Origin of the sequence: Enterobacter cloacae complex sp. P42RS (genome assembly GCF_014930595.1) — a bacterium.
GTDB lineage: Bacteria > Pseudomonadota > Gammaproteobacteria > Enterobacterales > Enterobacteriaceae > Enterobacter > Enterobacter bugandensis.
In genome coordinates this window covers 26768-52266 of sequence record NZ_JADBRK010000010.1, presented here as the reverse complement: position 1 = coordinate 52266, position 25499 = coordinate 26768, and the positions used below count along the sequence as shown (strand labels likewise).

Here is a 25499-nt window from a genome sequence, read left to right as displayed (position 1 = left end):
AAAAGGACTGGAGCATGGCAAGTTCGGGCACAACATCCACAAAGACGCGTTTTACAGGCGCGCAGCTGATTGTTCATTTACTGGAACGACAGGGCATCACCACGGTTGCGGGTATCCCGGGTGGAACCGTGCTGCCGCTGTACGATGCGTTGAGCCAAAGCACGCAGATCCGCCACGTGCTGGCGCGTCACGAGCAGGGGGCAGGATTTATCGCTCAGGGCATGGCGCGTACGCAGGGAAAACCGGCGGTCTGTATGGCCTGCAGCGGCCCCGGCGCAACCAACCTGGTGACCGCCATCGCCGACGCGCGCCTCGACTCCATTCCGCTGATCTGCATTACCGGCCAGGTGCCGTCCTCGATGATCGGCACCGATGCGTTCCAGGAAGTGGACACCTACGGCATCTCTATCCCCATCACCAAACATAACTATTTAGTTCGCGATATCAGCGAGCTGCCTCAGGTTATCAGCGATGCATTCCGCATCGCCCAGTCTGGCCGCCCGGGCCCGGTGTGGATAGACATTCCTAAGGATGTCCAGACCGCAGAGATCGAGATCGACATCCTGCCGGAGCCGGGCGAGCGCGCCCCCGCGCCGGAATTCAGCGCTGAAAGCGTGCGCGACGCCGCCGCCATGATTAATGCAGCGAAACGCCCGGTGCTCTATCTGGGCGGCGGGGCGATTAACGCTGCGGGTGAAATCCGCCAGTTTGCGGAAAAGGCCAACTTGCCGACCACCATGACCCTGATGGCGCTGGGTATGCTGCCTAAAGCGCATCCGTTGTCATTAGGTATGCTGGGCATGCACGGTGCGCGCAGCACCAACTACATCCTGCAAGAAGCGGATTTGCTGATTGTTATGGGGGCGCGTTTTGATGACCGGGCGATTGGCAAAACCGAGGAGTTCTGCCCGAACGCCAAAATCATTCACGTGGATATCGACCGCGCCGAGCTGGGTAAAATCAAACAGCCGCACGTGGCGATTCAGGGCGACGTGGCCGAAGTGCTGGCGCAGCTGATCCCGCAGACGGACGCAACTGACCGGGCCGACTGGCGTCAGCTGGTGGCCGATCTGCAGCGCGAGTTTCCGGGCGCTATCCCAGCTGAGGGCGACCCGCTGAGCCACTACGGGCTGATCAACGCCGTGGCCGCCTGCGTGGACGACAGCGCGATTATCACCACCGACGTGGGCCAGCACCAGATGTGGACCGCGCAGGCGTATCCGCTGAACCGTCCGCGCCAGTGGCTGACCTCCGGCGGCCTCGGCACCATGGGCTTCGGCCTGCCGGCGGCAGTAGGCGCGGCGCTCGCCAACCCGGACCGCAAGGTTATCTGCTTCTCCGGCGACGGCAGCCTGATGATGAACATTCAGGAGATGGCGACCGCGGCCGAAAACCAGTTAGACGTGAAAATCATCCTGATGAACAATGAGGCGCTGGGCCTGGTACACCAGCAGCAGAGCCTGTTCTACAAGCAGGGCGTGTTTGCGGCGACCTATCCGGGGATGATTAATTTTATGCAGATTGCCGCCGGCTTTGGCCTGCACACCTGCGATTTGAACGCGGAAGAAGACGCCCACGCGGCGCTGCAGGCGGCGATTTCTCGTCCCGGCCCGGCGCTGATCCACGTGCGTATCGACCCTGAACAAAAAGTGTATCCGATGGTGCCGCCGGGTGCGGCAAATACTGAGATGGTGGGGGAATAAACCATGCAGAAACAACATGATAACGTCATTCTGGAACTCACCGTCCGCAACCACCCTGGCGTTATGACCCACGTCTGCGGGCTGTTTGCCCGCCGGGCGTTTAACGTGGAAGGCATTCTCTGCCTGCCGATTCAGGGCAGCGAGCACAGCCGCATCTGGCTACTGGTCAACGACGATCAGCGTCTGGAGCAGATGATGGCGCAGATCGACAAGCTGGAAGACGTCACCAAAGTGGCGCGCAACCAGTCCGATCCCACCATGTTTAACAAAATTGCGGTGTTTTTCGAGTAAATCGCTTAAGGTAAGCGTCTTTCGCTCTTGTAGGCCGGATAAGCGCAGCGTCATCCGGCTTTTTCAGATCGCAGGAACACACATGACCACCATCGCTCTCATCGACGACCACCTTATCGTCCGCTCCGGCTTTGCCCAGCTTCTTAACCTCGAACCGGATTTTCAGGTCGTGGCCGAGTTTGGCTCCGGTCACGAGGCGCTGGCGGGCCTGCCGGGGCGCGGGGTGCAGGTCTGTATCTGTGACATCTCGATGCCGGATCTCTCCGGACTGGAGCTGTTGAGCCAGCTGCCGAAAGGGATGGCGACGATCATGCTCTCGGTTCATGACAGCCCGGCGCTGGTCGAGCAGGCGCTCAACGCGGGGGCGCGCGGCTTCCTCTCCAAACGCTGTAGTCCGGACGAGCTGATCGCCGCCGTGCGCACCGTCTCCACCGGCGGCTGCTACCTGACGCCGGATATCGCCATCAAGCTGGCGGCCGGACGTCAGGATCCGCTCACCAGACGCGAGCGCCAGGTGGCGGAGAAGCTTGCCCAGGGCATGTCGGTGAAAGAGATTGCCGCCGAGCTGGATCTGTCGCCGAAAACCGTGCACGTCCACCGCGCCAACCTGATGGAAAAACTCAACGTCAGCAACGACGTCGAGCTGGCGCGCCGCATGTTCGACAGCTGGCAATGAGTCCCGTGTTTTCGCGGCTGATCGCCGTCGTCGCCAGCTTTTTTATCTTCTCCGCCGCCTGGTTTTGCCTGTGGAGCATCAGCCTGCACCTGGTGGAGCGCCCGGAGCTGGCGGTGCTGCTGTTTCCCTTCGGCCTGCGTCTGGGCTTAATGCTCCAGTGTCCGCGCGCCTACTGGCCCGTTTTGCTCGGTGCTGAATGGCTGATGCTGGTCTGGCTGGCGCAGGAAGTGGCGCTCGCGCAACTGCCTTTATTGATGACCGGAAGCCTGCTCACGCTTCTCCCCGTTGCCCTGATTTCCCGCTACCGCCACCAGCGCGACTGGCGCACGCTGCTGCGTCAGGGGGCGGCGCTGATTGCCGCCGCGCTGTTACAGTCCCTGCCGTGGATCGGCGAGAAGGAGATGCTTAACGCCCTGCTTCTGACCCTGACCGGCGGTCTGACCCTCGCGCCGACCTGTCTGGTTTTCTGGCACTACCTCACAAGCACCGTCTGGCAGCCGCTCGGCCCCGCGCTGGTCTCCCAACCGGTGAACTGGCGCGCCCGGCACCTCATCTGGTATTTGCTGCTGTTTATGGTGAGCCTGTGGCTGCAGCTTGGTCTGCCCGCCGAGCTTTCGCGCTTCACGCCGTTTTGCCTGGCGCTGCCGATCATCGCTCTGGCCTGGCACTACGGCTGGCAGGGGGCGCTGATCGCCACGCTGATGAACGCCATCGCGCTGATCGCCAGCCAGACCTGGCACGATCATCCGGTGGATCTGCTGCTCTCGCTGCTGGCCCAGAGCCTGACCGGATTGCTGCTCGGCGCGGGCATTCAGCGCCTGCGCGAGCTGAACCAGTCCCTGCAAGCCGAGCTGGCGCGCAACCGTCGTCTGGCGGAGCGTCTGCTGGAGACCGAGGAGAGCGTGCGTCAGGAGGTGGCTCGCGAGCTGCACGACGATATCGGCCAGACCATTACCGCCATCCGCACGCAGGCGGGCATTGTTCAGCGCCTGGCGGCGGATAACGCGGGCGTGAAGCAGGGCGGGGCGCATATCGAACAGCTTTCGCTGGGTGTCTATGACGCCGTTCGCCGCTTGCTGGGACGGCTACGTCCGCGCCAGCTTGATGACCTGTCGCTGGAGCAGGCGATACGCTCCCTGATGCGCGAGATGGAGCTGGAAAGCCGCGGCATTGTCAGCCATCTCGACTGGCGCATTGATGAATCATTGCTCAGCGAAGGCCAGCGCGTGACGCTGTTCCGCGTCTGTCAGGAGGGGCTGAACAACATCGTTAAACATGCCAATGCCAGCGCGGTGACGATCCAGGGCTGGCAGCAGGACGAGCGCCTGATGCTGGTGATTGAAGACGACGGCTGCGGCCTGCCGCCGGGCTCCGGCCAGCAGGGCTTTGGCCTGGCGGGCATGCGCGAGCGCGTCAAGGCGCTGGGCGGCACGCTGACCCTCTCCTGCACCCACGGGACGCGCGTCAGCGTCAGTTTGCCGTTAAGGACGTACCATGTTTAAAACCCCAACCAGCGCGGCTCCGTTGCGCGACAAGGCGGAAATCGACGCCCGCTACCGCTACTGGCGTCGCCATATCCTGATCACCATCTGGCTCGGCTACGCGCTGTTCTACTTCACCCGTAAAAGCTTCAACGCCGCCGCGCCGGAAATCCTCGCCAGCGGCGTGATGACGCGCACCGATATCGGCCTGCTGGCGACGCTGTTTTACATCACATACGGGCTGTCGAAGTTCTTCTCCGGCATCGTCAGTGACCGCTCCAACGCGCGCTATTTCATGGGCGTTGGGCTGATCGCCACCGGCGTGGTGAACATCCTGTTTGGCTTTTCCACCTCGCTGTGGGCCTTCGCCCTGCTGTGGGCGCTGAACGCCTTTTTCCAGGGCTGGGGTGCGCCGGTCTGCGCCCGCCTGCTCACCGCCTGGTACTCGCGCAACGAGCGCGGCGGATGGTGGGCAATCTGGAACACCGCGCATAACGTCGGCGGGGCACTGATCCCGATGGTGGTGGGGGCTGCCGCGCTGCACTACGGCTGGCGCACGGGGATGATGATTGCCGGTGCCCTCGCGATTGTCGCCGGGCTGTTCCTCTGCTGGCGCCTGCGCGACAGGCCGCAAACCGTCGGCCTACCGGCGGTGGGCGACTGGCGGCACGACGAGATGGAGATCGCCCAGCAGCAGGAGGGCGCCGGGCTGTCCCGCCAGGAAATCCTCACCAAATACGTGCTGAAAAATCCGTACATCTGGCTGCTGTCCCTCTGCTACGTGCTGGTCTACGTGGTGCGCGCGGCGATCAACGACTGGGGTAACCTGTACATGTCCGAGACGCTCGGCGTGGACCTGGTGACCGCTAACTCTGCGGTGACGATGTTTGAGCTGGGCGGGTTTATCGGCGCGCTGGTGGCGGGCTGGGGCTCGGACAAGCTGTTCAACGGCAACCGCGGCCCGATGAATCTGATTTTTGCCGCCGGGATTTTACTCTCCGTCGGCTCGCTGTGGCTGATGCCGTTCGCCAGCTACGTGATGCAGGCGGCGTGCTTCTTCACCATCGGCTTTTTTGTCTTTGGCCCGCAGATGCTGATCGGCATGGCGGCGGCGGAGTGCTCGCACAAGGAGGCGGCAGGCGCGGCAACGGGCTTTGTCGGGCTGTTTGCCTACCTCGGCGCGTCGCTCTCCGGCTGGCCGCTGGCGCGGGTCATCGACGTCTGGCACTGGAGCGGGTTCTTCGCGGCGATCGCCATCGCGGCGGGCATCTCGGCCTTGCTGCTGCTGCCGTTTTTGCACGCCCAGGCGCCGCGCGAAGCGTGACGTGCCTCACCTTTTGTTGCCGAATGGCGCAAAACTAGGAAATTTTCCCGGTTTCACCTGGACGCTGTCTCAGGCATCTCTCCCGGCTGATTTTTACAATGCTGCAAAAATCAGCTCAGGAGTAAACCAACCATGCTGGCCTTCTTAAACCAGGTGCGCAAGCCGACCCTGGATCTGCCGCTCGACGTGCGGCGCAAGATGTGGTTCAAACCGTTCATGCAGTCTTATCTGGTGGTCTTCATCGGCTACCTGACCATGTACCTGATCCGCAAAAACTTTAACATCGCGCAGAACGACATGATCTCCACCTACGGGCTGAGCATGACGCAGCTGGGGATGATTGGCCTGGGCTTCTCCATCACCTACGGGGTGGGGAAAACGGTTGTGTCCTACTACGCGGACGGTAAAAACACCAAGCAGTTCCTGCCGTTTATGCTGATCCTCTCCGCCATCTGTATGCTCGGCTTCAGCGCCAGCATGGGCGCGGGCTCCGTCAGCCTGTTCCTGATGATTGCCTTCTACGCCCTGAGCGGTTTCTTCCAGAGCACCGGCGGGTCGTGCAGCTACTCCACCATCACCAAATGGACGCCGCGCCGCAAGCGGGGTTCGTACCTCGGCATGTGGAACATCTCCCACAACCTCGGCGGGGCGGGTGCGGCAGGCGTGGCGCTGTTTGGCGCAAACTACCTGTTCGACGGCCACGTGATCGGCATGTTTATCTTCCCGTCGATTATCGCCCTGATTGTCGGCTTTATCGGCCTGCGCTTCGGCAGCGACTCCCCGGAATCCTACGGCCTCGGCAAAGCGGAAGAGCTGTTCGGGGAGGAGATCAGCGAAGAGGACAAAGAGACCGAAGAGAATGAGATGACCAAATGGCAGATCTTTGTTGAGTACGTGCTGAAAAACAAAGTGATCTGGCTGCTCTGCTTCTCAAACATCTTCCTCTACGTGGTGCGCATCGGTATCGACCAGTGGTCAACCGTGTATGCTTTCCAGGAGCTGAAGCTTTCTAAAGAGGTGGCGATTCAGGGCTTCACCCTGTTCGAAGTGGGCGCGCTGGTCGGCACGCTGCTGTGGGGCTGGCTCTCCGACCTCGCCAACGGCCGTCGCGCGCTGGTGGCCTGCATCGCGCTGGCGCTGATTATCGCCACCCTCGGCATCTACCAGCACGCCAGCAACCAGTACGTGTACCTCGCCTCCCTGTTCGCGCTCGGCTTCCTGGTGTTTGGTCCGCAGCTGCTGATCGGCGTGGCGGCAGTGGGCTTCGTACCGAAAAAAGCGATCGGCGCCGCCGATGGGATTAAAGGCACCTTCGCCTATCTGATCGGCGACAGCTTTGCCAAGCTGGGTCTGGGGATGATCGCCGACGGCACGCCAATCTTCGGCCTCACCGGCTGGGCGGGCACCTTCGCGGCGCTGGATGCGGCAGCGATCGGCTGTATCGTCCTGATGGCGATGGTGGCGGTGCTGGAAGAACGTAAAATTCGCCGTGAAAATCGTGCGCAGAAATTAAAAACAGCCTGAGTGTGCAGGTAACTTCTTTGCCCGGTGTGTGATGCCGGGCTTTTTTTATTTGCTCGTCCTACCTTTACCCCGCTTTACACACCCACTCCTCTCCATGCTCTACAGTGTTTTTTGCTGCCGCCTTTCGTGCAGCCTTAGCCCCTTTTGCTAACGGAGAGCTTGCATGTTAATCCGACGATTGTCCTGCCTGGCGCTGCTGATGGCGCTGGCGTCCCCCGCAATGGCCGCGGATGCCCCCACCTACGGCGAGAAGCTGGAAGGTTTCGACTACGGCTGGCAGGTAAAACACTTTACCTTTACCTCGCAAAACCAGTCTCTGGATATGGCTTACCTGGACGTGAAGCCGGAAAAACCCAACGGACGTACCGTGGTGCTGATGCACGGCAAAAACTTTTGCGCCGGCACCTGGGACGGCACAATCCGTGCGCTGTCGGCCAGCGGGTATCGCGTGATCGCACCCGACCAGATCGGCTTCTGTAAATCCACCAAGCCGGACCATTATCAGTACACCTTCCAGCAGCTGGCGGACAATACCCACGCGCTGCTCACATCGCTTGGCGTCGATCGCGCGACGGTTATCGGCCACTCGACCGGCGGCATGCTGGCAACCCGCTACGCGCTAATGTGGCCGCAGCAGGTAGAGCAGCTGGTGATGGTGAACCCGATAGGCCTGGAAGACTGGAAAGCCCGCGGCGTGCCGCATATCACGGTTGACCAGTGGTACCAGCGCGAGCTGAAGGTCAGCGCCGACGGCATTCGCCAGTACGAGAAAAACACCTACTACGCCGGGGAGTGGAAGCCGGAATACGAGCGCTGGGTGACCATGCTTGCCGGGCTGAACAACGGGCCGGGCAAAGCGCGCGTGGCGTGGAACTCGGCGCTGCTCTACGACATGATCTACACCCAGCCGGTCATCTATGAATTTAGCGACCTGAAGATGCCGGTATTATTGATGATCGGCACGAAGGACAACACCGCCATCGGGAAAGACCTCGCCCCGCCGGAGGTCCGCAAGACGCTCGGGAACTATGCGGTGCTGGGGAAAGAGACGGCGAAGCGTATCCCGCACGCGACGCTGGTGGAGTTTAACGACATGGGCCACGCGCCGCAGATGCAGGATCCCGCACGCTTTCACGAGGCGCTGTTGAAGGGGCTTCAGGCGCGCTGACGGGTCTCCAGCAACAGCCCGCGCAGCCACGCCTGCGCGGGATTGCTTTCATCGCATTTATCCAGCTTTTTTCGGTTCACTATTCTGGCCGTACCCGCTGTCGACACGCTGCGTTTCCCGCTATGATGAGCGGCTAGTCTAAGGAGAACGCATGGTCTGGATAATGCTGGCAACGCTTGCCGTGGTGTTTGTGGTGGGATTTCGTGTCCTGACCTCAGACTCCCGCCGCGCCATCAAACGTTTAAGCGAACGGCTGGGGATTACCCCGATGCCGATCGAGTCGATGATTGACCAGTTCGGTAAAACACCGGGCAATGAATTTATCCGCTACCTTGAGCGGCCTGACGAGGCGCATCTGCAAAACGCCGCGCAGGTGCTGCTCATCTGGCAGGTCTGTATTGTCGACGGTAGCGAAGAGAATCTGCATACCTGGCACCGTATGCTGCGTAAAGCCCGCCTTGCTGCACCCATTAACGATGCGCAAATTCGTCTGGCACTTGGCTTTATGCGCGAAATGGAGCCCGATCCGCAGGAGCTGAACGCCTTCCAGCTACGCTATAACCAGCTATTTCTGCCGGAAGAAGGTGTGTTTTATCTGCATTAAGCCTTTTTGCCGCACAAGATATTCTGAGCGTTCAGGATCTCCTCTCTGTTTTCATTGAGGCGGGTTGCGGCATAGATATCAATATTTAATCTCTTTGCCTCATCGTCCGTTAGTTCGCGATAGCATAGCCCCTCCTGATTGAAGGTGCATTTTGACTGAGGCAGCAGCGCAAACCCTTTCCCTCTTGCGATACGGCTTAGCATCACGAGGGAATCATCCGGCTCTTTAATACGCTTCAGCGGCGTTTTCAGCGTGTCAAAGTAGCTTTCGCATTTGTCATAGAATGACGGATTAGCGCTTCTCGAAAACCAAAAAAGTGGAAGATCGCTAATGTCTTCCAGCGAGACTTTCTCTTTCAAACTGGCAGGATGTAAAGAAGGCATTGCGATGAGTAACGGTTCCTGGCAGACCCAGCGGTATTGAACAATGTCTTCATGACCCGTTCCTTTTTCCCCGGTCAGCACCAGATCCAGCATATTTTTAGACAAGCTTTGCAGCAGCTGTGCTGACGTCAGGTCGGGCGTTTCAACGTCATCTCCGGCGTTCATTTTTTGAAGCTGGGTATTTACAGGTTCAATATATTCAAAATTAAGCGTGCGCGTGAGACCGATGCGCAGATTCGTTTCTGAAGAGTGAGGGTCTTCTTTTAAGCTGCTGATGTCTTTGAGTATTTTTTCTGCCTGAACGACCAGCGCTCGGCCTGCTTCAGTGAGGCTAACGTCATGCGTACTGCGACTGAACAACTGACGTTTCAACACCGCTTCAAGGCATTTTATCTGACGCGTCAGAGGCGGTTGAGTCATGCGTAGACGTTCGGCAGCCTTACGAAAGTTCAGTTCATGTGCAACAGCGAGAAAGCATTGTAATTGTTTGATACTGGGCAGGTTATTGCTGATTAAATGTTCTGCTGTAGCCATACGTGGGTCCTAAATGCGAAAAGGTATTTCGTCTTTTTTCCATTTCGATATTACACGCTAAATGCTGGCAGCAAAACCCGTTTTAACAGTAATACAAAAAATATATTACAAATTTAACAATTCCAATAGTTTCCTGTATTGATAAATTTCTATCCGAATCCTCACTTAATCAATACTCGGAGTAATTATGTCGTCTAAATACGTACTGGTATCACGCTTCCCATTAAAAAACACTTTTTCTGAAAAAGAATTTACTTCCTTAAAAAGCAATGAAAACGTTCGCTACTATACCTGTGAAGAAAACGGCGTTAATGAATTGCTGGAATTACGCGCATTCAACGATATTAAAGAAATTGCATGGGTTGAAAGTGAAATGGAATCCATGTTCCATCGTTTCTCTGAAGTTCTTTCTGCCGATATCCGTCGCGAACTGCTTAAGTTTGTTGAATCCCCAATTGATAATAAAAATAGCTTGCCACAATCAAATTATATTCAACTCCGACACGTCGAAGTGCCTGCGCATAACTATCAGCAGTACCGTCAGTGGCGCGATGAAACCATTTTTAATGTTGTAAGAGATAACAAAGATAAGATTGAAAGTTTCGAAGCATTTCATTCACTGATCAGTGGCGTTCCGGGTGTAATGTTTATCTCCTCATTCAACGGTGATAAAGCAGAATATAAAGAAGCATTTACCAATGCGCGTTATCAGGAAATTATTCAACAGGCCGGCGATAACTTTATTACTGGCGGTAATGACGGCCTTTATACTCGTATCTATCGTGCTTGCTGTTGTTGAGGGACAATGAATGAACTGTAAAAAGTTGGTAGTTGTTGGCGATAAATTTAATGAATTTGCCAATGGTAAAGATGTACTGACTATATCTCAGCTAGAATTATTGACTCAAATCCCTGCGAATATCATTGATAAAGAACATGAAATTATTGTTGGGCAGGGCGTGCGCAAGGATTTTGCCGGAAAGGTAATTTCAAACCAGGCAAGAAATGCGATTCATGGTAATAAATTAAAAATGTGCTCTCTGGAAAAACTGGTTAGCGACAAAAAAAATGCTTATTGCCATAAAAGACTGGAACAGAATGTACTTATAGGACCTGCGGAACAAGCTGAGCATAACCACGATCTTTATGCGATGCCGCTGTTAATCGATGAGCGTTGCGAATTGATGGCGGATCATCAGACGGGGCAGCATATTCAGGGAATGCTCCTGGTTGAAGCCAGCCGACAGGCCTTTATCGGTGTCACCGAAGAATTTATTTACCAGCAGGAAAGTGGACGCTATTACGTCATTAATAGCATGGCAATCAATTTCGCCAGTTTCCTGTTCCCTTTACCGGCACTGGTCCACTTTGAATTTCTTGAAAAAGATATTAACGACCGCCGGGGGCGTTTCAAGGCTCAGGTTCGCGTCACTCAGCACCAAACGCTTTGCGCGACAATGGATGTCTCGTTCACCGTTTATCCTTCCGCCCTGATTACAGAGAAAGAGAAATCTCTGGCTGAGGTTGCCATGCAGGCGACCATTGTTGAGCAGCAAGGGGTGACTCAGGGGGTAACGCATGCCTGAATTACGTAGCCAGAAATACCGTCTGGCTGCGACCACGCAGGGGCCGCTTTACCCCCCTGCGGAGGTCATGGACGGGAAGGGTAATTTTGTCGTGGTGGGCATGGTGCCAGGGGATAACGGACTGCAGTGGCGAAGCGTCATTGTCTCTCCGGACAGCCCGCTTCCGGCATTTGGGGAAGTCGCACCCTATAACATTCTGTGCGATCTGGACAAGATGCCTCAGGACGCGTTGAAGGACATCATTCTTCATACTCTTCCTTTACCCATTCCGATGAACAACTATCGGATGGTTTTCGCACCAGAACAGCGGCCGCAGGCCAATAATGAAATAAGGCCTGGCCTGCCACTTCATGAAGGCTATATCGCGGATTATCGCAGCAGCGATGGAAAGCGAGAGATCGAGCCAGTGACCCTCGCTGCCTGGCTCGAGGCAGAGGGCACCTTTGAGGTCACATTGTCCGAAGATAAGAAACGAGCCCGGTTCACGTTTTCGTTCCGGAGCCTTGTTCCGGATAGCGTTTACACCGTGATGAGTCTCAGGGAAAACGATCTAGCCTCGGAGGATCCGAGCAGGCCAGGTCCGCTGGGAATACCCAACGTATTTATAACCGATAGCGAAGGTAATGCCGAATATTGGGCAGAGTTAACCGATCCTTTCCCGGCTCCGGCGAGGAAAGGAAACAGAATTATTAACGTAGTCGTACTTTATATGAGCTCGCGTCAGAGCTATGGCGGTGCAATTGGCTTTTATGGTCTTGGAGGCGATATCCATGCCCATTTAAAACTCAAAGGCCGTTCCTTCGATGAATTTACAACTATAGAGTGAGAAAAATATGCCATTTGTTCATGTTATGACCTGGCCTGCGAAAGATGAAAATCAAATCATCAGACTCCAGGAAGATATTACATTTGCCGTTCACAAAAACACGGGTGCGCCGCTGGATAAAATTTCCGTGGTGGTTTCTGAAATTGCGCCTTCCCGCTGGGCGGATGCAGGCGTGTCTGGTACGGATAGAGATTTTCCGGTTAAGAGTCGAAGAAAAAACTACGAGGAATAAAATTTGCGTAAACATGCCGCTTTTTTTGATGTTGATGAAACGCTTATAAATATTAAAAGCATGTTTGATTTCTATGATTTCTGGTGCAGGGAAAATAATCAAAACGATCGTCTTCAACGCTATATGTCTCGTTTTCGCACCGACGTGAAAAACGGCGTGCCAAGGGAAGCCCTGAACAGAGATTATTATCGTCAGTTTAAAGGTGTGTCTTGTCGTTATCTGGAAGAAATGGGTGAGAAGTGGTTCAGGCGTAAGCTGGAAAGCGAGTTTTTTATTGAGAGTGCTGTTTCAGCCCTTAAAAAACATCAGAACCAGAACATGTATACCGTATTTATATCGGGCTCTATGCTTCCGATTCTTTCACCCATTGCAAAATATCTTGGAGTAATGGAAGTACTCTGTGCGCCGGTGATAATAAATGACGCAGGTGAGTTGACGGGTGAAATCGGCCTGCCTCAAACAATTGGAACAGGTAAAAAAGACGCGCTTATCGCCTTTTGCGATGATAAAGAGATTAACCCCGTGGATTGTTATGCCTACGGCGACGATCTTTCGGATATTCCAATGCTGGAAGCCACTGGCCATCCCGTCTGTGTGGGAGAGCATTCCGCGCTTACCAGATATGCAACTGAAAAAAATTGGCACATTATTTAAATCCTTATTGAGGTAAGTAGTATGACTTCAGAACTCACTCCGCAGAATATGACGTTAAAGTCATGGCTTGCTTTATTCATTCTGGCAATTTCAACCTTTACTATTGTCACCACCGAACTGGCGCCAGTCGGATTATTAACGCCAATCGCAGAGGGGCTACAGTCTTCGGAATCTGCGGTGGGCATGACCGTGTCGCTTTATGCCTGGGTGGGGGCGTTGAGTGCGCTGTTTGCCTCCGTCTTTTTAGGGAATGTGGCCAAGAAACGGCTTTTACTTGTGCTCACCGTGGTACTTCTGGTCTCTAACGTTATGGCTGCGACGGTAAACGTCTATAGCATGCTGCTTAGCGCCCGCGTGCTGGGAGCGCTCGCTCACGGCGCCTTCTGGGCGATGATCGGCGCAACGGCGGTGGCTATGGTCCCTGCCAGATATATAGGGGCGGCGACGTCAATCGTATTTGGTGGTGTTTCCGCAGCAAGCGTTTTTGGCGTACCGGTATCCAACTATATTGGTATTCACTTCGGCTGGCGGCAGGCATTTTGGCTGATGGCCGCGCTGAGCGTAATTGCCTTTATGGGTATTAGCGTTCTTGTTCCCAGGATTACCAGCAAAAGCGCGCTCGGGCTGGATGCGCTTAAAGGCGTGCTGAAATCGTCAACATTATGGAAAATTTACTCAGCAACCTTGCTGGCTGTGACGGCTCACTTTGCTGCCTTTACTTACATTGAACCCTGGCTACACACGCAGAGTTTACTGTCCACCACCATTATTCCTGCTGTGCTTTTTGTTTACGGCATCGCGGGTCTGGCAGGTAATTTCCTGACCGGCGTGTTGATTGATAAGTATCTCAAGCTGACGGTCTCTTTGTCTGTACTGCTGATCTGTGCAGTGCTGCTGTTCCTGGGCCTGTCTGGTTCCTCGCTCTCTGCTGCGTTGATATTTACCAGTATGGTTGTCTGGGGTGTCGCCGTATCAGGAATATTTGTCGGTTTCCAGACGTGGGTTTTACGTATGGCAGAGGATAAAGCCTTCCCGGCCTCCGCAATCTACGTTTCATTTTTCAATACCGCCATTGGTATCGGTGCGTCAGTCGGTGCCTGGATGGTTTCATCATTTTCAATGCCGCTCCTGTATATCGTCGCCGGTACGGCCATCGGTCTGTCCGTTCTGCTTGTCGCGGTTATTCCGGCAACGTTAACCGCAAAACAATCCCGTATGGAGAAATCTTATGAGTCAAATTAATGACCGCACGCGCTATGGCAGAGAGATTATGGACCGTCTTGAAGCGGGGCTCGCGGATAAAGTCACCCGCCGCCTGAGCGAGCTGGACCCGGGGCTGCCCGCCCTGATTACCGACTATGCGTTCGGGGATGTGGTGGGTCGTCCGGGACTGGATCTCAAAACGCGCGAAATGTTGACCGTCGCCTCGCTTGTGACGCTGGGTAATGCCATGCCGCAGCTAGAACTGCATATGCGAGGCGCGCTCAATACCGGCGTGACGCCGGAAGAGCTGCTTGAAATTGTGATACAGATGGCGGTATATGCTGGCGTTCCCGCCTGCATGAATGGTCTTACTGCATACCGCGCGGCAATGGCCGCGACGGGCCATACTTTGCCAGGGCTGAAGGGAAGCGACGCATGAGCGAGATTGTTATTATTGCAGCCCGCCGCACGGCGACGGGCGCATTTCAGGGCGCGCTTGCGGAGCATTCAGCCTCTGACCTGGGAAGCCGCGTTATTCAGGCGCTCCTGAAAGAATCTGGCGTAGAAGCCAGTGATATCTCTCAGGTCATTATGGGACAGGTACTTACTGCGGGGTGCGGCCAGAACCCGGCCCGACAGTCGGCACTGAATGCTGGGTTGCCCGTAGATACGCAATGTCTGACGGTAAACAAAGTGTGCGGGTCCGGGCTTAAGGCGGTCCATCTTGGCATGCAGGCGCTGCAGACGGGGGAGGCTGAGTTTGTTATCGCCGGTGGTCAGGAGAGTATGTCCAACGCGCCGCATATCGCCACGACGTCGCGTAGCGGAACGCGGCTGGGTGATATTACTCTCAAAGATAGCCTGGTTTCTGACGGGCTCTGGGATGCCTTCAACGATTATCACATGGGTATCACTGCAGAGAATGTTGCGACGGAGTTTGGTATCAGCCGCGAAATGCAGGATGAATATGCCCTTGTCTCTCACCACAATGCGCTTGAAGCGCAGGCGCGTGGCATTTTTGAGCGTGAAATTGTCCCGGTTGAATGGCAGACGCGAAAAGGTGAAACGATCAGCGTGGAGAGGGATGAAGGACCCCGTGCAACCAGTATCGAAAAATTGACGAAACTGAAGCCTGTCTTCCGAAAAGAGGGTACGGTGACGGCGGGAAATGCTTCATCGTTGAATGACGGTGCTGCGGCGGTCCTGCTTTGTACGCGTGAGACTGCCGAAGCACGTGGTTTGCCGGTTCTGGCATCGCTGGGCGTATTTTCCAATTCCGGTATCCAGCCGGCATTAATGGGTGCAGCCCCGATTCAGGCCATTGCCGACTGTCTTTCCCGCTCGGGATGGAAGCCTGAGGATGTCGATCATCTCGAATCCAACGAAGCGTTTGCCGCCCAGGCGTTGGCCGTGATTCAGCGGGCCGGGATTTCCCCGGATCGTATCAATCCATACGGCGGGGCAATCGCGCTTGGGCATGCGATAGGTGCATCCGGCTGCCGAATTTTGGTGACGCTGGTTCATTCCCTGATCCGTAATGATGCCAGGCGTGGCGTTGCCGCACTGTGCGTTGGCGGCGGGGAAGGCGTCGCGTTGAGCGTTTATCGCTAACGGCGTATCTGTAGATATAAAAAAACCGGGGAAACCCGGTTTTTTATTTTCAAGATGCTGTATCAGGCATTCACGCCCTTCATACCCTCGGCAGAATAACGATCGCCTTTAATCGCTACCCGGCGATGAAGGTTGTTCAACGATTCGATATCGCTCTTCTCAAGCACAATATCGGCAGCGCGCGCGTTCTCGGCCAGATAGCTGACGTGCTTAGTACCCGGAATGGGAACCAGCCGATCGTATTGTGCTAACAGCCAGGCAAGTGCAATCTGACCTGCGGTACAGCCGTATTTTGTCGCCAGCGGGGTAATGGTATCGAGCAACTGGCGATTATGATCGAGACTGGACTGAACAAATCGTTCGTTATTCTTGCGGAAATCACCTTCTGCAAAATCGTTGTTGTTCAGGTATTTTCCCGTCAGGAAGCCCCTGCCAAGAGGTGAGTAGGGCACCAGGCCGATACCTAGCGCTTTCACGACCGGCAAAATGTTTTCCTCGATGTCTCGTGTCCACAGAGAATATTCTGTTTGCAATGCGGTGACCGGATGCACCGCATGCGCCCGTTGCAGCGTTGAAGCCGACACTTCGCAAAGGCCGATGTGGTTGATCTTACCCTCTTTAACAAGGGTGCGCAGGCAATCCATACTCTCTTCGATCGGGGTTGCGTTACTCACCCTGTGAAGGTAAAAGAGGTCGATTCGCTCCACGCCAAGCCGCTTAAGGGATTCGTTACAGCAGCGGATGATATAGTCCGGCGTATTGTTGATGGTGCGGGCGTAGGAGTCGTCAGGAGAGCGATCGATGCCGCACTTCGTGGCGATTTTGAACTGGTCGCGAGTGTTTTTATCCAGCCCGGCAAGAAAGTGACCGATTAGCCTTTCATTATGGCCACGGCCATATAAATTTGCGGTATCAATAAACGTCACGTTCAGATCGATGAGGTTATGCAATACCTGCAGTGAGCCTTTGTCATCAGTCTGGCCATAAAATTCACTCAGACCCATGGCACCGTAGCCGATGGCACTGACGGTAAGATTTTGAGATAAAGTACGTGTTTTCATAGTTTCTCCTTTTCAGACCCTATGATTGTTTCACCTCAATTGTGGTTACTGAATTTTCATTTTCGTTATGCTGAAAAGGTATCAGTCACCGCCGCTCTACCTTCCGAATCATTAAAAACCACAAAAGTTGTCTAAACGTTAAATTCGTCACACTTTTGATGATAAACTGCGCGACTTTTCCGCACGTTTTTATCTTCAGGTGATGCCATGACAGAACATATCCAGCCCTCGACCAGACCGCAGACCAGCGAGGTTTCACGCCCCAACTGGTCGGCGGTTTTCTCCGTGGCGTTCTGCGTCGCCTGCCTGATTACCGTTGAGTTTCTACCGGTGAGCCTGCTGACGCCGATGGCGCAGGATCTGGGCATTTCCGAAGGCGTGGCGGGGCAGTCCGTTACCGTCACCGCCTTTGTGGCGATGTTCGCCAGCCTGTTTATCACTCAGGTGATTGGCGCGATTGATCGCCGCAAAGTGGTCATTCTGTTCAGCGTTCTGTTGACGCTCTCCTGCCTGCTGGTCTCTTTCGCGGAAAGCTTCACCCTGCTGCTGCTCGGTCGCGCCTGTCTGGGTCTGGGATTAGGCGGCTTCTGGGCGATGTCGGCCTCGCTGACCATGCGCCTTGTGCCCGCGCGCACCGTGCCAAAAGCGCTGTCCGTTATCTTCGGCGCGGTCTCTATTGCGCTGGTGATTGCCGCGCCGCTGGGTAGCTTCCTCGGTGGGATTATCGGCTGGCGTAACGTCTTTAACGCGGCGGCAGTGATGGGTGTGCTCTGCATTATCTGGGTGTGGAAGGCGCTGCCGTCCCTACCGGGCGAAGCGGCGCACCACAAACAGAACATGTTCGCGCTGCTCAAGCGTCCGGGCGTGCTGGCGGGGATGACCGCCATCTTTATGGCCTTTGCCGGGCAGTTTGCCTTTTTCACCTACATCCGCCCGGTGTTTATGACCATGGCGGGCTTTGACGTGGACGGCCTGACGCTGGTGCTGCTGAGCTTCGGTATCGCCAGCTTTATCGGCACGTCGCTGTCGTCCCAGTTCCTGAAGCGCTCCCTGAAGGTGGCGTTGGCGGGTGCGCCGTTGCTGCTGGCGGTGAGTGCCACGGTGCTGATTCTGTGGGGTAGCGACAAATGGGTTGCCTCGGCGATTGCGATTATCTGGGGCTTTGCCTTTGCGCTGGTACCGGTGGGCTGGTCGACGTGGATCACCCGAACGCTTGCCGATCAGGCGGAAAAAGCCGGGTCGATTCAGGTGGCGGTGATCCAGCTGGCGAACACCTGCGGTGCGGCCATTGGCGGCGTGGCGCTCGACCATCTGGGGCTGACGTCACCGCTGGTGATTTCCGGCACGCTGATGCTGCTGACCGCGCTGCTGGTGGCGGGGAAGGTTAAGGCGAAGTAGTGATTTTCTCCCTCTCCCGTGGGAGAGGGTTGGGGTGAGGGCATCAGGCTACGCCGATGCCTTAACCCTTCTACGCGAATCCATCGAAATCAGCACCACCGACGACACAATCAGCAGCGTCCCCAGCCAGTCCGGCAGCGTAAACGCCACGCCCAGCAACACCACCGACAGCAGCGCACTGCTCAACGGCTCGGCGCAGCTCAGAATGCTCGCCTTCGGCCCGCCGATCATCTGTGCGCCTTTCAGGTACAGGCTGAACGTCAGCGCGGTGCCGATCACCACCAGGTAGAAAAACGCCAGCAGCAGGCTGCCGTCGATCACGAAGGTGGTACCGCGTCCGGCGTAGAACGGCGTCAGCATTAATCCGGCAATCAACATGCTCCAGCCGACAATCGGCAATGTGCCGTAGCGAGCGATAAGCGTTGACGGGTACGTCGTATAAAACGCGGCGGCAAACGCCGAGGCGATGCCGAAGAACAGCGCTGCAGGCGAGATGGAGAGCGAGGTCGGGTCGCCGTGGGTCACCAGCAGGAAGGTGCCGATCAACGACGTAAAAATCGCTGACAGAACAAACACGCCGGGGCGCGTTTTCCGCGCCAGCGCAAACCACGCCACAATGATGGTCGGTGACAGGAACTGGAGCACGGTCGCCGTAGCGGCGTTGGATTTTTCAATCGTCAGCAGGAAGGTGAGCTGCACGGTGAGCGCGCCGACAAGTGAAAAAATCAGCAGGCTGAGGGCGTCTTTGCGATGTTTGATGACCGAGAAAATCTTGTCGCCGTGAACGAAAGATAGCGTCAGCAGGATCACGCCGGTAAACAGCAGGCGAACCATGGTCAGGTAAGGCGAAGAAATGTGGCTTTTCTCCATGATGTACTGCGCGCAAACGCCGGAACTGCCCCATAAAACGGCGGCGATCAGGACGTTCAGCATCCCTTTACGTGTGGAACCCATTTTCTCCCCTGCTATGTTGTCGTTAATTGGCCAACAGCATAGCATGGTTATGTGCGGCCTGATGCCCTCACCCCGGCCCTCTCCCACGGGGAGAGGGGGAAAACCGTAGGCCGGGTAAGCGTAGCGCCACCCGGCATGTTGTTGACCTTAGAACCACGCCTCCCACATCGCGCCGACGTTGAAGTCGTCGAGCGTCTCGTCTTTGGTATTGTTCACGCGCGCGGTGCGTTCATTATCCACTTTGCCGCCGGTGACGTAGAAGCGCAGCATCGGACGGAACTCAGGCCCCATGGCGATAGACATGTTCTGCGACAGGGTCAGCTTCCAGCCCTTGTTGTCGCCGCCGTTGTCGTAGTCAACGTGCTGCCAGCCTGCTTCCAGCCAGGTAGAGTGAACGTCGTTCCACCAGTGCATCGGGCGCACGATGGCGTTGTAGTTCTTGCGGTTGTCGGTCTTATCGCGGCTGTTGTCGAAGTCGTGGAAGGCGAGGATGTACTCCACCTGCGTGGCCTGGGTGAATTTATACAGCCCTTCGAAGCTGGCGTAGACCGTGGTCAGATCTTCGGTTTTGTTGAACACGCTGTTGTCCGCGTTATCGGAGTAGCGGGCGATCACCTTGTTCACGCCGCTGTCGTTGGTGTGGCTCAGCACCACGCCGCCCTGCCAGGCGTTCAGGCGTTCGTCGCTTTCAACCGCTTTCGAATCAAAGCCGTAGTTGGCGTACAGCTCCATGTCGATCGGGCCGAGCTTCATGCCGTGGATTTTGGAGGTCGCGGCGTAGTTGCCCTTGTCGCCCGTGCCGGAACCGCCGGTACAGGTGATGCGCGACGGGTTCGCTTCATCTTCCATCACTTCCGGACTACAGGATTCGACTGCCGCCACGGCAGCCACGTCAAACTGCACGCCGCCGATGTCAAAGTTCTTCACCCCGGCGCCCTGGCCGTCGTGGTTCATCCAGAAGTAATCGTTGATGCCCTGCTGCGGACGCTGGTGGAAGTCACGACCAGCCCAGAAGTAGGCATTTGGGTTGGAGGCCATAATGTTGGTCACCCCCGCGTAGGCTTTTTTCAGGTTAACCTCGTCGCCCCAGTGGTCGATCATCACGTTGATGTCCCAGATGGCGCCGTTGTCCCCTTTGAAGGCCTTGGAGAGCTGGAATTCCCCGCCGTTACCTTCGTTACCCAGACGACCAATCGCGGACGCGCCGTTGTAGGAGCCGTCCACCGCCACGTATTTCTGATCGGCGGCCTGGAAGTGCGCGCCGTAGCGGGCGTAGCCGGTGAATTTAATGCCGAACGGGATCGCCATATCCGGGGATTGCGCCGCGCTTTGCGGCTCGGTTACCACGTCCGCTTTTTTCGCAACCGCCGCATCCATTTTGGCCTGACGCTCGGCCAGAGCTTTATCTACCGCTTTCGCCACAATGGCGTCGATTTGCTCCTGGGTAAATTCTTGTGCGAGTACGGAAATTGGGCAAAGCGCGGCGATAACCGCCATGGTTAATGGAAGTTTTTTAATCGTATTCATGGTTATCTCAATATAGTTTAATTTTATTCAGACAATAACCATCCCGCTCCGATCTGACAGAGTATGTCGCTATCATCAGAACAAGTGGATCTCTATTTAGGGTACAGAGGTATTACATTAACTTTATTTCGCCATAGACTATCTCTGATATAAATGAATAATTTCTTCAGACAGTTCACGCGCTAATAAGGAATTCATTAAATGATCCTGCGCGTGCACCATGATTAACGTCATCGGCTGGCGGCCTTCGCCCGCATCCTGCTCGATCAGTTTGGTCTGCATCTTGTGCGCCTGGCGCGCGTAGCCGTCGGCTTCGTGCAGCAGGCTTTTGGCCTCGTCAAAGTTGCCCTGACGCGCCGCGTGCAGCGCTTCAAAGCACAGACTGCGGGACTGTCCGGCGTTGACGATAATTTCCATTACGGCTTCTTCTAGTGCGATCATCATTATTACTCTTTTTCAAAACTATTATTTAAGGCGGTGGCGGCAAACCACTCTCCGCTTTTCTTAATGGTGCGCTGCTGCGTCTCTAAATCAAGCTGAATAAATCCGTAGCGGTTTTTATAGGCATTGCACCACGACCAGTTATCAATAAACGTCCACATATGGTAGCCAAGACAATTGCACCCTTCGCTAATCCCTTTATGCAGCCACGTTAAATGCTCAGAAATAAACTCGATGCGGTAGTGATCGTTAATCTGGCCATTTTCAATAAAGCGCTGTTCATTTTCGACGCCCATGCCGTTTTCAGAAATAAAGCAGCGAGGGTTGCCGTAATTGTCGCGCAGGTTAACCAGAATATCGTAAATACCCGGCGCGTAGATTTCCCAGCCGCGGTACGGATTCATCTTGCGGCCCGGCATTTCGTAGTTATCAAAGAACCACTCCGGCATAAACGGCGCCTGCGGGTTCACCGCGCTGTCGCGACACTTCACGCGGCGCGGCTGATAGTAGTTCACGCCGAGCAGGTCGATTTTCCCTTCCGCAATCAGGAAGCCGTCTTCCGGCTTGCAGGCGGGCAACTGATCGTAGGATTTCAGCAACGCCACCAGGTCGGCCGGATACTCCCCGCGCAGTACCGGGTCAAGGAAGCTGCGGTTAAACATCAGGTCCGCGATGTGCGCCGCCTTCACGTCCGCCGGGTTCTGCGAGCGCGGGTAGGACGGCGTCAGGTTCAGCACGATACCGATCTCACCCGCGTAATGTCCGGCGCGGTAAGCCTGAACGGCCTTCGCGTGGGCCAGCACGGTGTGATACGCCACGGTGGCGGCCCGGCGGAAATCCACCACGTTGGGATAGTGGAAGTCGTACAGATAACCGCCCTCCACCGGGACGATGGGCTCGTTGAAGGTAAACCAGTGCAGCACGCGGTCGCCGAACAGCTTGAAGCAGATCTGCGCATAGCGGGCGTAAGCGTCCACCACGTCACGGTTTTCCCAGCCGCCGATCTCCTGCATCGCCATCGGCATGTCGAAATGGAACAGGGTGATAAACGGCGTGATGCCCTGTTCATTCAGCTCATCAATGACCTGATTGTAAAAATCGACCGCTTCCGGGTTCACTTCACCGATACCGTCGGGGATCAGGCGCGCCCAGCTAATCGAGGTGCGAAAGCTGTTGTGGTTCAGCTGCTTTAACAGCTGAATGTCCGTTTTCCAGTGCTGATAAAACGTGGAGGTATGCTGCGGCCCCACGCCGTTGTGAAAACGGTTCGGCTCGCGGGCAAACCAGTAGTCCCACGTGGTTTCACCCTCTCGTGTCCCTTCCGTCTGGAGAGCGGAGCTTGCGCTGCCCCACCAGAAGTTATCGGGAAATGCGTATTTCATGTCCTTTCCTCTTTGACTTAATTGCTTGCGGCTTCAGCAGTACCGACGGTTGCCTGGGCCTTCTGCTCTTCGTTTTTCATCAGCGTACGCTCATAGGCGCGCAGGAACGGCAGGTACATCAGCGCGGACATCACCATGCAGACCAGGCACATTATCACCGGACTGAGCGCCCAGTTTGCCGCCCATGAGGCACCAATCGGCGCGGGGGTGGTCCACGGGGTTAATGACACCACCTGAGCCAGCCAGCCGAGCTTCGTTGCGCCGTACGCCAGGCAGGCATTGACCAGCGGAACAAACACGAACGGGATAAACAGCATCGGGTTCATGATGATCGGCGCGCCGAACAGAATCGGCTCATTGATGTTAAAGAAGCTCGGCACAATGCCCATTTTGCCGATGGTGCGCAGGTGCGTGGCGCGGCTGCGCAGCAGCAGGAACGCCAGCGGCAGCGTGGAGCCTACGCCGCCAATCAGCAGGTAGTGATCCCAGAAGCCCTGCAGGTAAACGTGCGGTAGCGCCGCGCCTGCGGCGAGCGCCGCCTGGTTTGCGGAGAGGTTCGCCATCCAGAACGGGTTCATGATGCCGGTGACAATCAGCGAGCCGTGAATACCGGCAAACCAGAAGATCTGGCACAGCAGCACGGAGAGCAGTATCGCGGGCAGGGAGTCGGATGCGGATACCAGCGGCTCCAGCAGGTGCATGATCGCCTGCGGGATGATCATTCCGGTCTGCGCTTCAATGAACAGGTTCAGCGGGTGCAGCGTACCGATCACCACCATCACCGGGATCAGGATCTCAAACGAACGCGCCACGCCGGTGGGCACTTCCTTCGGCAGGCGGATGGTCACATTGTTCTGCTTCAGCCACGCATAGACGCGGGTGGCGTAAATCGCGGTGATAAGCGCGGTAAAGATGCCCTGACCGGAGAGATACTGGGTCGAGATTTTACCGTCGGCATACGGCGCGGCGACCAGCAGGAAGGCCATAAAGGCCAGCAGGCCGGACATCACCGGGTCGAGGTTAAACTGACGCCCCAGGCTCGCCCCAATCCCCACCGAAATGAAGAAGGTCATCACGCCCATGCTGAGGTTAAACGGCAGCATCAGCTGTTCGCGGTAGGTCTGGGAGAAATCCAGCCAGCCGCGGGCGAAGCTGTTGGTGGTATCCGCCGAGAACGGCGGGAAGATGAACACCAGCATAAACGAGCCGATGATCATAAACGGTAGCGCGGCGGTAAAGCCGTCGCGGATGGCAATCACATACTTTTGTTGACCCAGCTTTGCGGCCAGCGGGGTAATTGACTGCTCAATCACCGCGACCATGGATTGATATAACGAACTCATGTGAACACCTTTTAGTGTGCCGCTTCGATGAGCGACAGAGCATAGTCCAGTACTTTATCGCCACGCTGCATGCCGTAGTCCATCATGTCGATGGGCTGCACCGGAATGCCTTTCGTAGCCGCCTTGTCTGAGAGTGTCTGTAACATGTATTTCACTTGCGGTCCGAGAAGTACCACCTGGTATTGCGGAAACTGCGTATCAAATTCGGAAACACCGTACGCATCAATCTTCACCGGCAAACCACGTTCTTTCGCGACATCGACCATTTTGCTGACCAGCAGGCTGGTGGACATCCCGGCAGAGCAACACAGCATAATCTTGAACATCGACAACCATCCTCTAAATGTAAATAGTTATTGCGAGGATGATTGGACATGATACGGAAACCGGTTTCCATTTATAAAAAGCAGAACTGTGATAACCATCAAGATCCAATGCTTATGAGGCTAATTAACCGGATGTGTGTCACATAATTTGGCTGTTTTGTCATCATTTTGAGTGGAAGCGGAAAATCGGTTTCCATGAAAAACGGAAACGGATATACTCCGTTCTGGCTATAATGTGAGCCGTAGCGGTCATGGAATTTGCAGGCGCGAGGTTAGCCTGCCAGGGGAAAGAGATGTCGACAATCAATGATGTATCACGTCTGGCCGGGGTGTCTAAAGCCACGGTATCGCGAGTGTTGAGTGGGTCACGTGGCGTTAAGGAAGCCAGCCGTCAGGCCGTGCTGAAGGCGGTGGATGAGCTGAACTATCGGCCTAACGTGATTGCCCAGTCGCTGCTGAGCCAGTCGACGGGCTGCATTGGGGTGATTTGCGCGCAGGAAAACATTAACCAGACCACCGGGTATCTTTACGCGCTGGAAAAACAGCTCAGCCAGCACCAAAAACACCTGCTGCTGCGCTTCGCCCATAGCAAAGCGGAAGTGATGAATGCTCTCGAAGAACTCTCCTGCGGCCTGTGTGACGACATTCTGGTGATTGGCGCCCGTTTCCCGCTGGACGTGGATATGGACAACGTCATTCTGGTGGACTGCATGGAGGCTGATAACTCCAACAGCATCCAGTTCGATCACGCCTTTGCCGCCGAAACCGCCTGTAACTATCTGACCAGCCAGGGGCGTCGCCAGATTGCGCTGATCCACCCGCACGGCAGCGGGTTTGCCGACCAGGTGCTGCTCGGCTATAAGCACGCGCTGGAGAAAAATTTCCTGCCCTTTAATCGCAACCTCGTCTTTATGGACGCAACCTCCTCGTCCGTTGCGCTTCAGGAATTACTCAACAACGCGTCCACGCTGAACTTCAACGCGCTGCTGGTGGCGGACGAGCAGGAAGCCCAGCGGGTGATCCCGCAGCTGCAGGCGTTTAATAAATCCGTACCGGACGACATTATGGTCTTTAGCCTGGCCGGCTCGCTGCACCTGCCGGGTATTCCGGTGATACCGGCGATTGAATATTCAATGGATGCCATGGCGGCGCGTATCGTAAGCTGGCTGACGGAGAAAACGCAGATGCTCGGGTCCTATGTTCTGCGCGGGGATCTCATCATTCCGGACGTGCGGAAGCGTTAAAACATTTTCCAGGCCGGGTAAGC

26 protein-coding genes are annotated in these 25499 nt (G+C 55.9%); 18 read left to right on the top strand and 8 right to left on the bottom strand.

Annotation, left to right across the window (positions count from 1 at the left end; all coding sequences use genetic code 11):
- Positions 1-14 precede the first annotated feature (14 nt).
- The 8 genes from ilvB (at position 15) to IM314_RS13705 (ending at position 8771) form a co-directional block, all read left to right on the top strand.
- Positions 15-1703 carry an acetolactate synthase large subunit gene (gene ilvB, locus IM314_RS13740; RefSeq protein WP_193359092.1) on the top strand — a complete coding sequence of 563 codons (1689 nt, stop codon included), beginning with the start codon at positions 15-17 and terminating at the stop codon, positions 1701-1703.
- 3 nt (positions 1704-1706) lie between these two features.
- A complete protein-coding gene (ilvN, locus tag IM314_RS13735; protein ID WP_010426528.1) occupies positions 1707-1994 on the top strand; it encodes an acetolactate synthase small subunit in 288 nt (95 codons plus the stop codon).
- A gap of 82 nt (positions 1995-2076) precedes the next feature.
- A complete protein-coding gene (uhpA, locus tag IM314_RS13730) occupies positions 2077-2670 on the top strand; it encodes a transcriptional regulator UhpA (protein ID WP_041911714.1) in 594 nt (197 codons plus the stop codon).
- Entirely contained in the window at positions 2667-4172 is a 1506-nt protein-coding gene (uhpB, locus tag IM314_RS13725; protein ID WP_193359093.1) for a signal transduction histidine-protein kinase/phosphatase UhpB, read from the top strand. Before uhpA ends, uhpB begins: the two co-directional genes overlap by 4 nt.
- Positions 4165-5475 (top strand): MFS transporter, encoded by a 1311-nt coding sequence (locus IM314_RS13720; RefSeq protein ID WP_028014962.1) that lies wholly within the window; start codon positions 4165-4167, stop codon positions 5473-5475. The genes uhpB and IM314_RS13720 overlap by 8 nt, the downstream gene beginning before the upstream one ends.
- Before the next feature lie 132 nt (positions 5476-5607).
- Complete coding sequence (gene uhpT, locus IM314_RS13715; protein ID WP_193359094.1) at positions 5608-6999, top strand: hexose-6-phosphate:phosphate antiporter; 1392 nt, start codon at positions 5608-5610, stop codon at positions 6997-6999.
- A 163-nt stretch (positions 7000-7162) separates the two neighbouring features.
- On the top strand, positions 7163-8167 hold the full coding sequence (locus tag IM314_RS13710) for an alpha/beta fold hydrolase (RefSeq protein WP_193359095.1): 1005 nt from the start codon (positions 7163-7165) through the stop codon (positions 8165-8167).
- A gap of 151 nt (positions 8168-8318) precedes the next feature.
- The gene (locus tag IM314_RS13705; RefSeq protein WP_193359096.1) at positions 8319-8771 is read left to right on the top strand and encodes a DUF1198 domain-containing protein; all 453 of its coding nucleotides are present in this window, start codon (positions 8319-8321) and stop codon (positions 8769-8771) included.
- On the opposite strand, the gene IM314_RS13700 is transcribed toward IM314_RS13705, so the two are convergent.
- Positions 8768-9688: a LysR family transcriptional regulator gene (locus tag IM314_RS13700; protein WP_028014966.1), complete on the bottom strand. Its 921-nt coding sequence runs from the start codon at positions 9686-9688 to the stop codon at positions 8768-8770. The genes IM314_RS13705 and IM314_RS13700 overlap by 4 nt on opposite strands.
- A gap of 187 nt (positions 9689-9875) precedes the next feature.
- On the opposite strand from IM314_RS13700, the gene IM314_RS13695 reads away from it, so the two are divergent.
- The 8 genes from IM314_RS13695 to IM314_RS13660 are packed head-to-tail and all read left to right on the top strand — an operon-like array spanning position 9876 to position 15800.
- Positions 9876-10487, top strand: coding sequence for a hypothetical protein (locus tag IM314_RS13695; protein WP_041911709.1), 612 nt, complete (start codon positions 9876-9878; stop codon positions 10485-10487).
- Positions 10488-10497: 10 nt separating this feature from the next.
- A complete protein-coding gene (locus IM314_RS13690; RefSeq protein ID WP_028014968.1) occupies positions 10498-11274 on the top strand; it encodes an AfsA-related hotdog domain-containing protein in 777 nt (258 codons plus the stop codon).
- On the top strand, positions 11267-12100 hold the full coding sequence (locus IM314_RS13685) for a hypothetical protein (RefSeq protein WP_028014969.1): 834 nt from the start codon (positions 11267-11269) through the stop codon (positions 12098-12100). Before IM314_RS13690 ends, IM314_RS13685 begins: the two co-directional genes overlap by 8 nt.
- 7 nt (positions 12101-12107) lie before the next feature.
- Positions 12108-12332 carry a 2-hydroxymuconate tautomerase gene (locus tag IM314_RS13680; protein ID WP_041911708.1) on the top strand — a complete coding sequence of 75 codons (225 nt, stop codon included), beginning with the start codon at positions 12108-12110 and terminating at the stop codon, positions 12330-12332.
- A gap of 3 nt (positions 12333-12335) precedes the next feature.
- Positions 12336-12986: an HAD family phosphatase gene (locus tag IM314_RS13675; RefSeq protein WP_041911707.1), complete on the top strand. Its 651-nt coding sequence runs from the start codon at positions 12336-12338 to the stop codon at positions 12984-12986.
- A 21-nt stretch (positions 12987-13007) separates the two neighbouring features.
- A complete protein-coding gene (locus tag IM314_RS13670; RefSeq protein WP_193359097.1) occupies positions 13008-14228 on the top strand; it encodes an MFS transporter in 1221 nt (406 codons plus the stop codon).
- A complete protein-coding gene (locus IM314_RS13665) occupies positions 14215-14628 on the top strand; it encodes a carboxymuconolactone decarboxylase family protein (protein WP_028014973.1) in 414 nt (137 codons plus the stop codon). The genes IM314_RS13670 and IM314_RS13665 overlap by 14 nt, the downstream gene beginning before the upstream one ends.
- Complete coding sequence (locus tag IM314_RS13660; RefSeq protein WP_028014974.1) at positions 14625-15800, top strand: acetyl-CoA C-acetyltransferase; 1176 nt, start codon at positions 14625-14627, stop codon at positions 15798-15800. Before IM314_RS13665 ends, IM314_RS13660 begins: the two co-directional genes overlap by 4 nt.
- 62 nt (positions 15801-15862) lie before the next feature.
- Here the strand turns inward: IM314_RS13660 and IM314_RS13655 are convergent, their stop codons facing one another.
- Entirely contained in the window at positions 15863-16861 is a 999-nt protein-coding gene (locus IM314_RS13655; protein ID WP_041911704.1) for an aldo/keto reductase, read from the bottom strand.
- Between the two features lie 207 nt (positions 16862-17068).
- On the opposite strand from IM314_RS13655, the gene nepI reads away from it, so the two are divergent.
- Entirely contained in the window at positions 17069-18259 is a 1191-nt protein-coding gene (gene nepI / locus IM314_RS13650) for a purine ribonucleoside efflux pump NepI (protein ID WP_063437537.1), read from the top strand.
- Positions 18260-18307: 48 nt separating this feature from the next.
- Here nepI and IM314_RS13645 read toward each other — a convergent pair whose 3' ends face one another.
- The 6 genes from IM314_RS13645 to IM314_RS13620 form a co-directional block, all read right to left on the bottom strand.
- Positions 18308-19213 (bottom strand): EamA family transporter, encoded by a 906-nt coding sequence (locus tag IM314_RS13645; RefSeq protein WP_193359098.1) that lies wholly within the window; start codon positions 19211-19213, stop codon positions 18308-18310.
- Positions 19214-19360: 147 nt separating this feature from the next.
- Positions 19361-20740, bottom strand: coding sequence for a carbohydrate porin (locus tag IM314_RS13640; protein WP_193359099.1), 1380 nt, complete (start codon positions 20738-20740; stop codon positions 19361-19363).
- A gap of 138 nt (positions 20741-20878) precedes the next feature.
- Positions 20879-21181, bottom strand: coding sequence for a PTS lactose/cellobiose transporter subunit IIA (locus tag IM314_RS13635; protein ID WP_028014979.1), 303 nt, complete (start codon positions 21179-21181; stop codon positions 20879-20881).
- 5 nt (positions 21182-21186) lie between these two features.
- Positions 21187-22563: a glycoside hydrolase family 1 protein gene (locus IM314_RS13630; RefSeq protein WP_193359100.1), complete on the bottom strand. Its 1377-nt coding sequence runs from the start codon at positions 22561-22563 to the stop codon at positions 21187-21189.
- A gap of 17 nt (positions 22564-22580) precedes the next feature.
- A complete protein-coding gene (locus tag IM314_RS13625) occupies positions 22581-23906 on the bottom strand; it encodes a PTS sugar transporter subunit IIC (protein ID WP_028014981.1) in 1326 nt (441 codons plus the stop codon).
- An 11-nt stretch (positions 23907-23917) separates the two neighbouring features.
- Positions 23918-24232, bottom strand: a complete 315-nt coding sequence (locus tag IM314_RS13620; protein ID WP_014830072.1) for a PTS sugar transporter subunit IIB — start codon at positions 24230-24232, stop codon at positions 23918-23920.
- 293 nt (positions 24233-24525) lie between these two features.
- On the opposite strand from IM314_RS13620, the gene IM314_RS13615 reads away from it, so the two are divergent.
- Entirely contained in the window at positions 24526-25476 is a 951-nt protein-coding gene (locus IM314_RS13615) for a LacI family DNA-binding transcriptional regulator (protein WP_041911696.1), read from the top strand.
- The last annotated feature ends 23 nt before the right edge of the window (positions 25477-25499 follow it).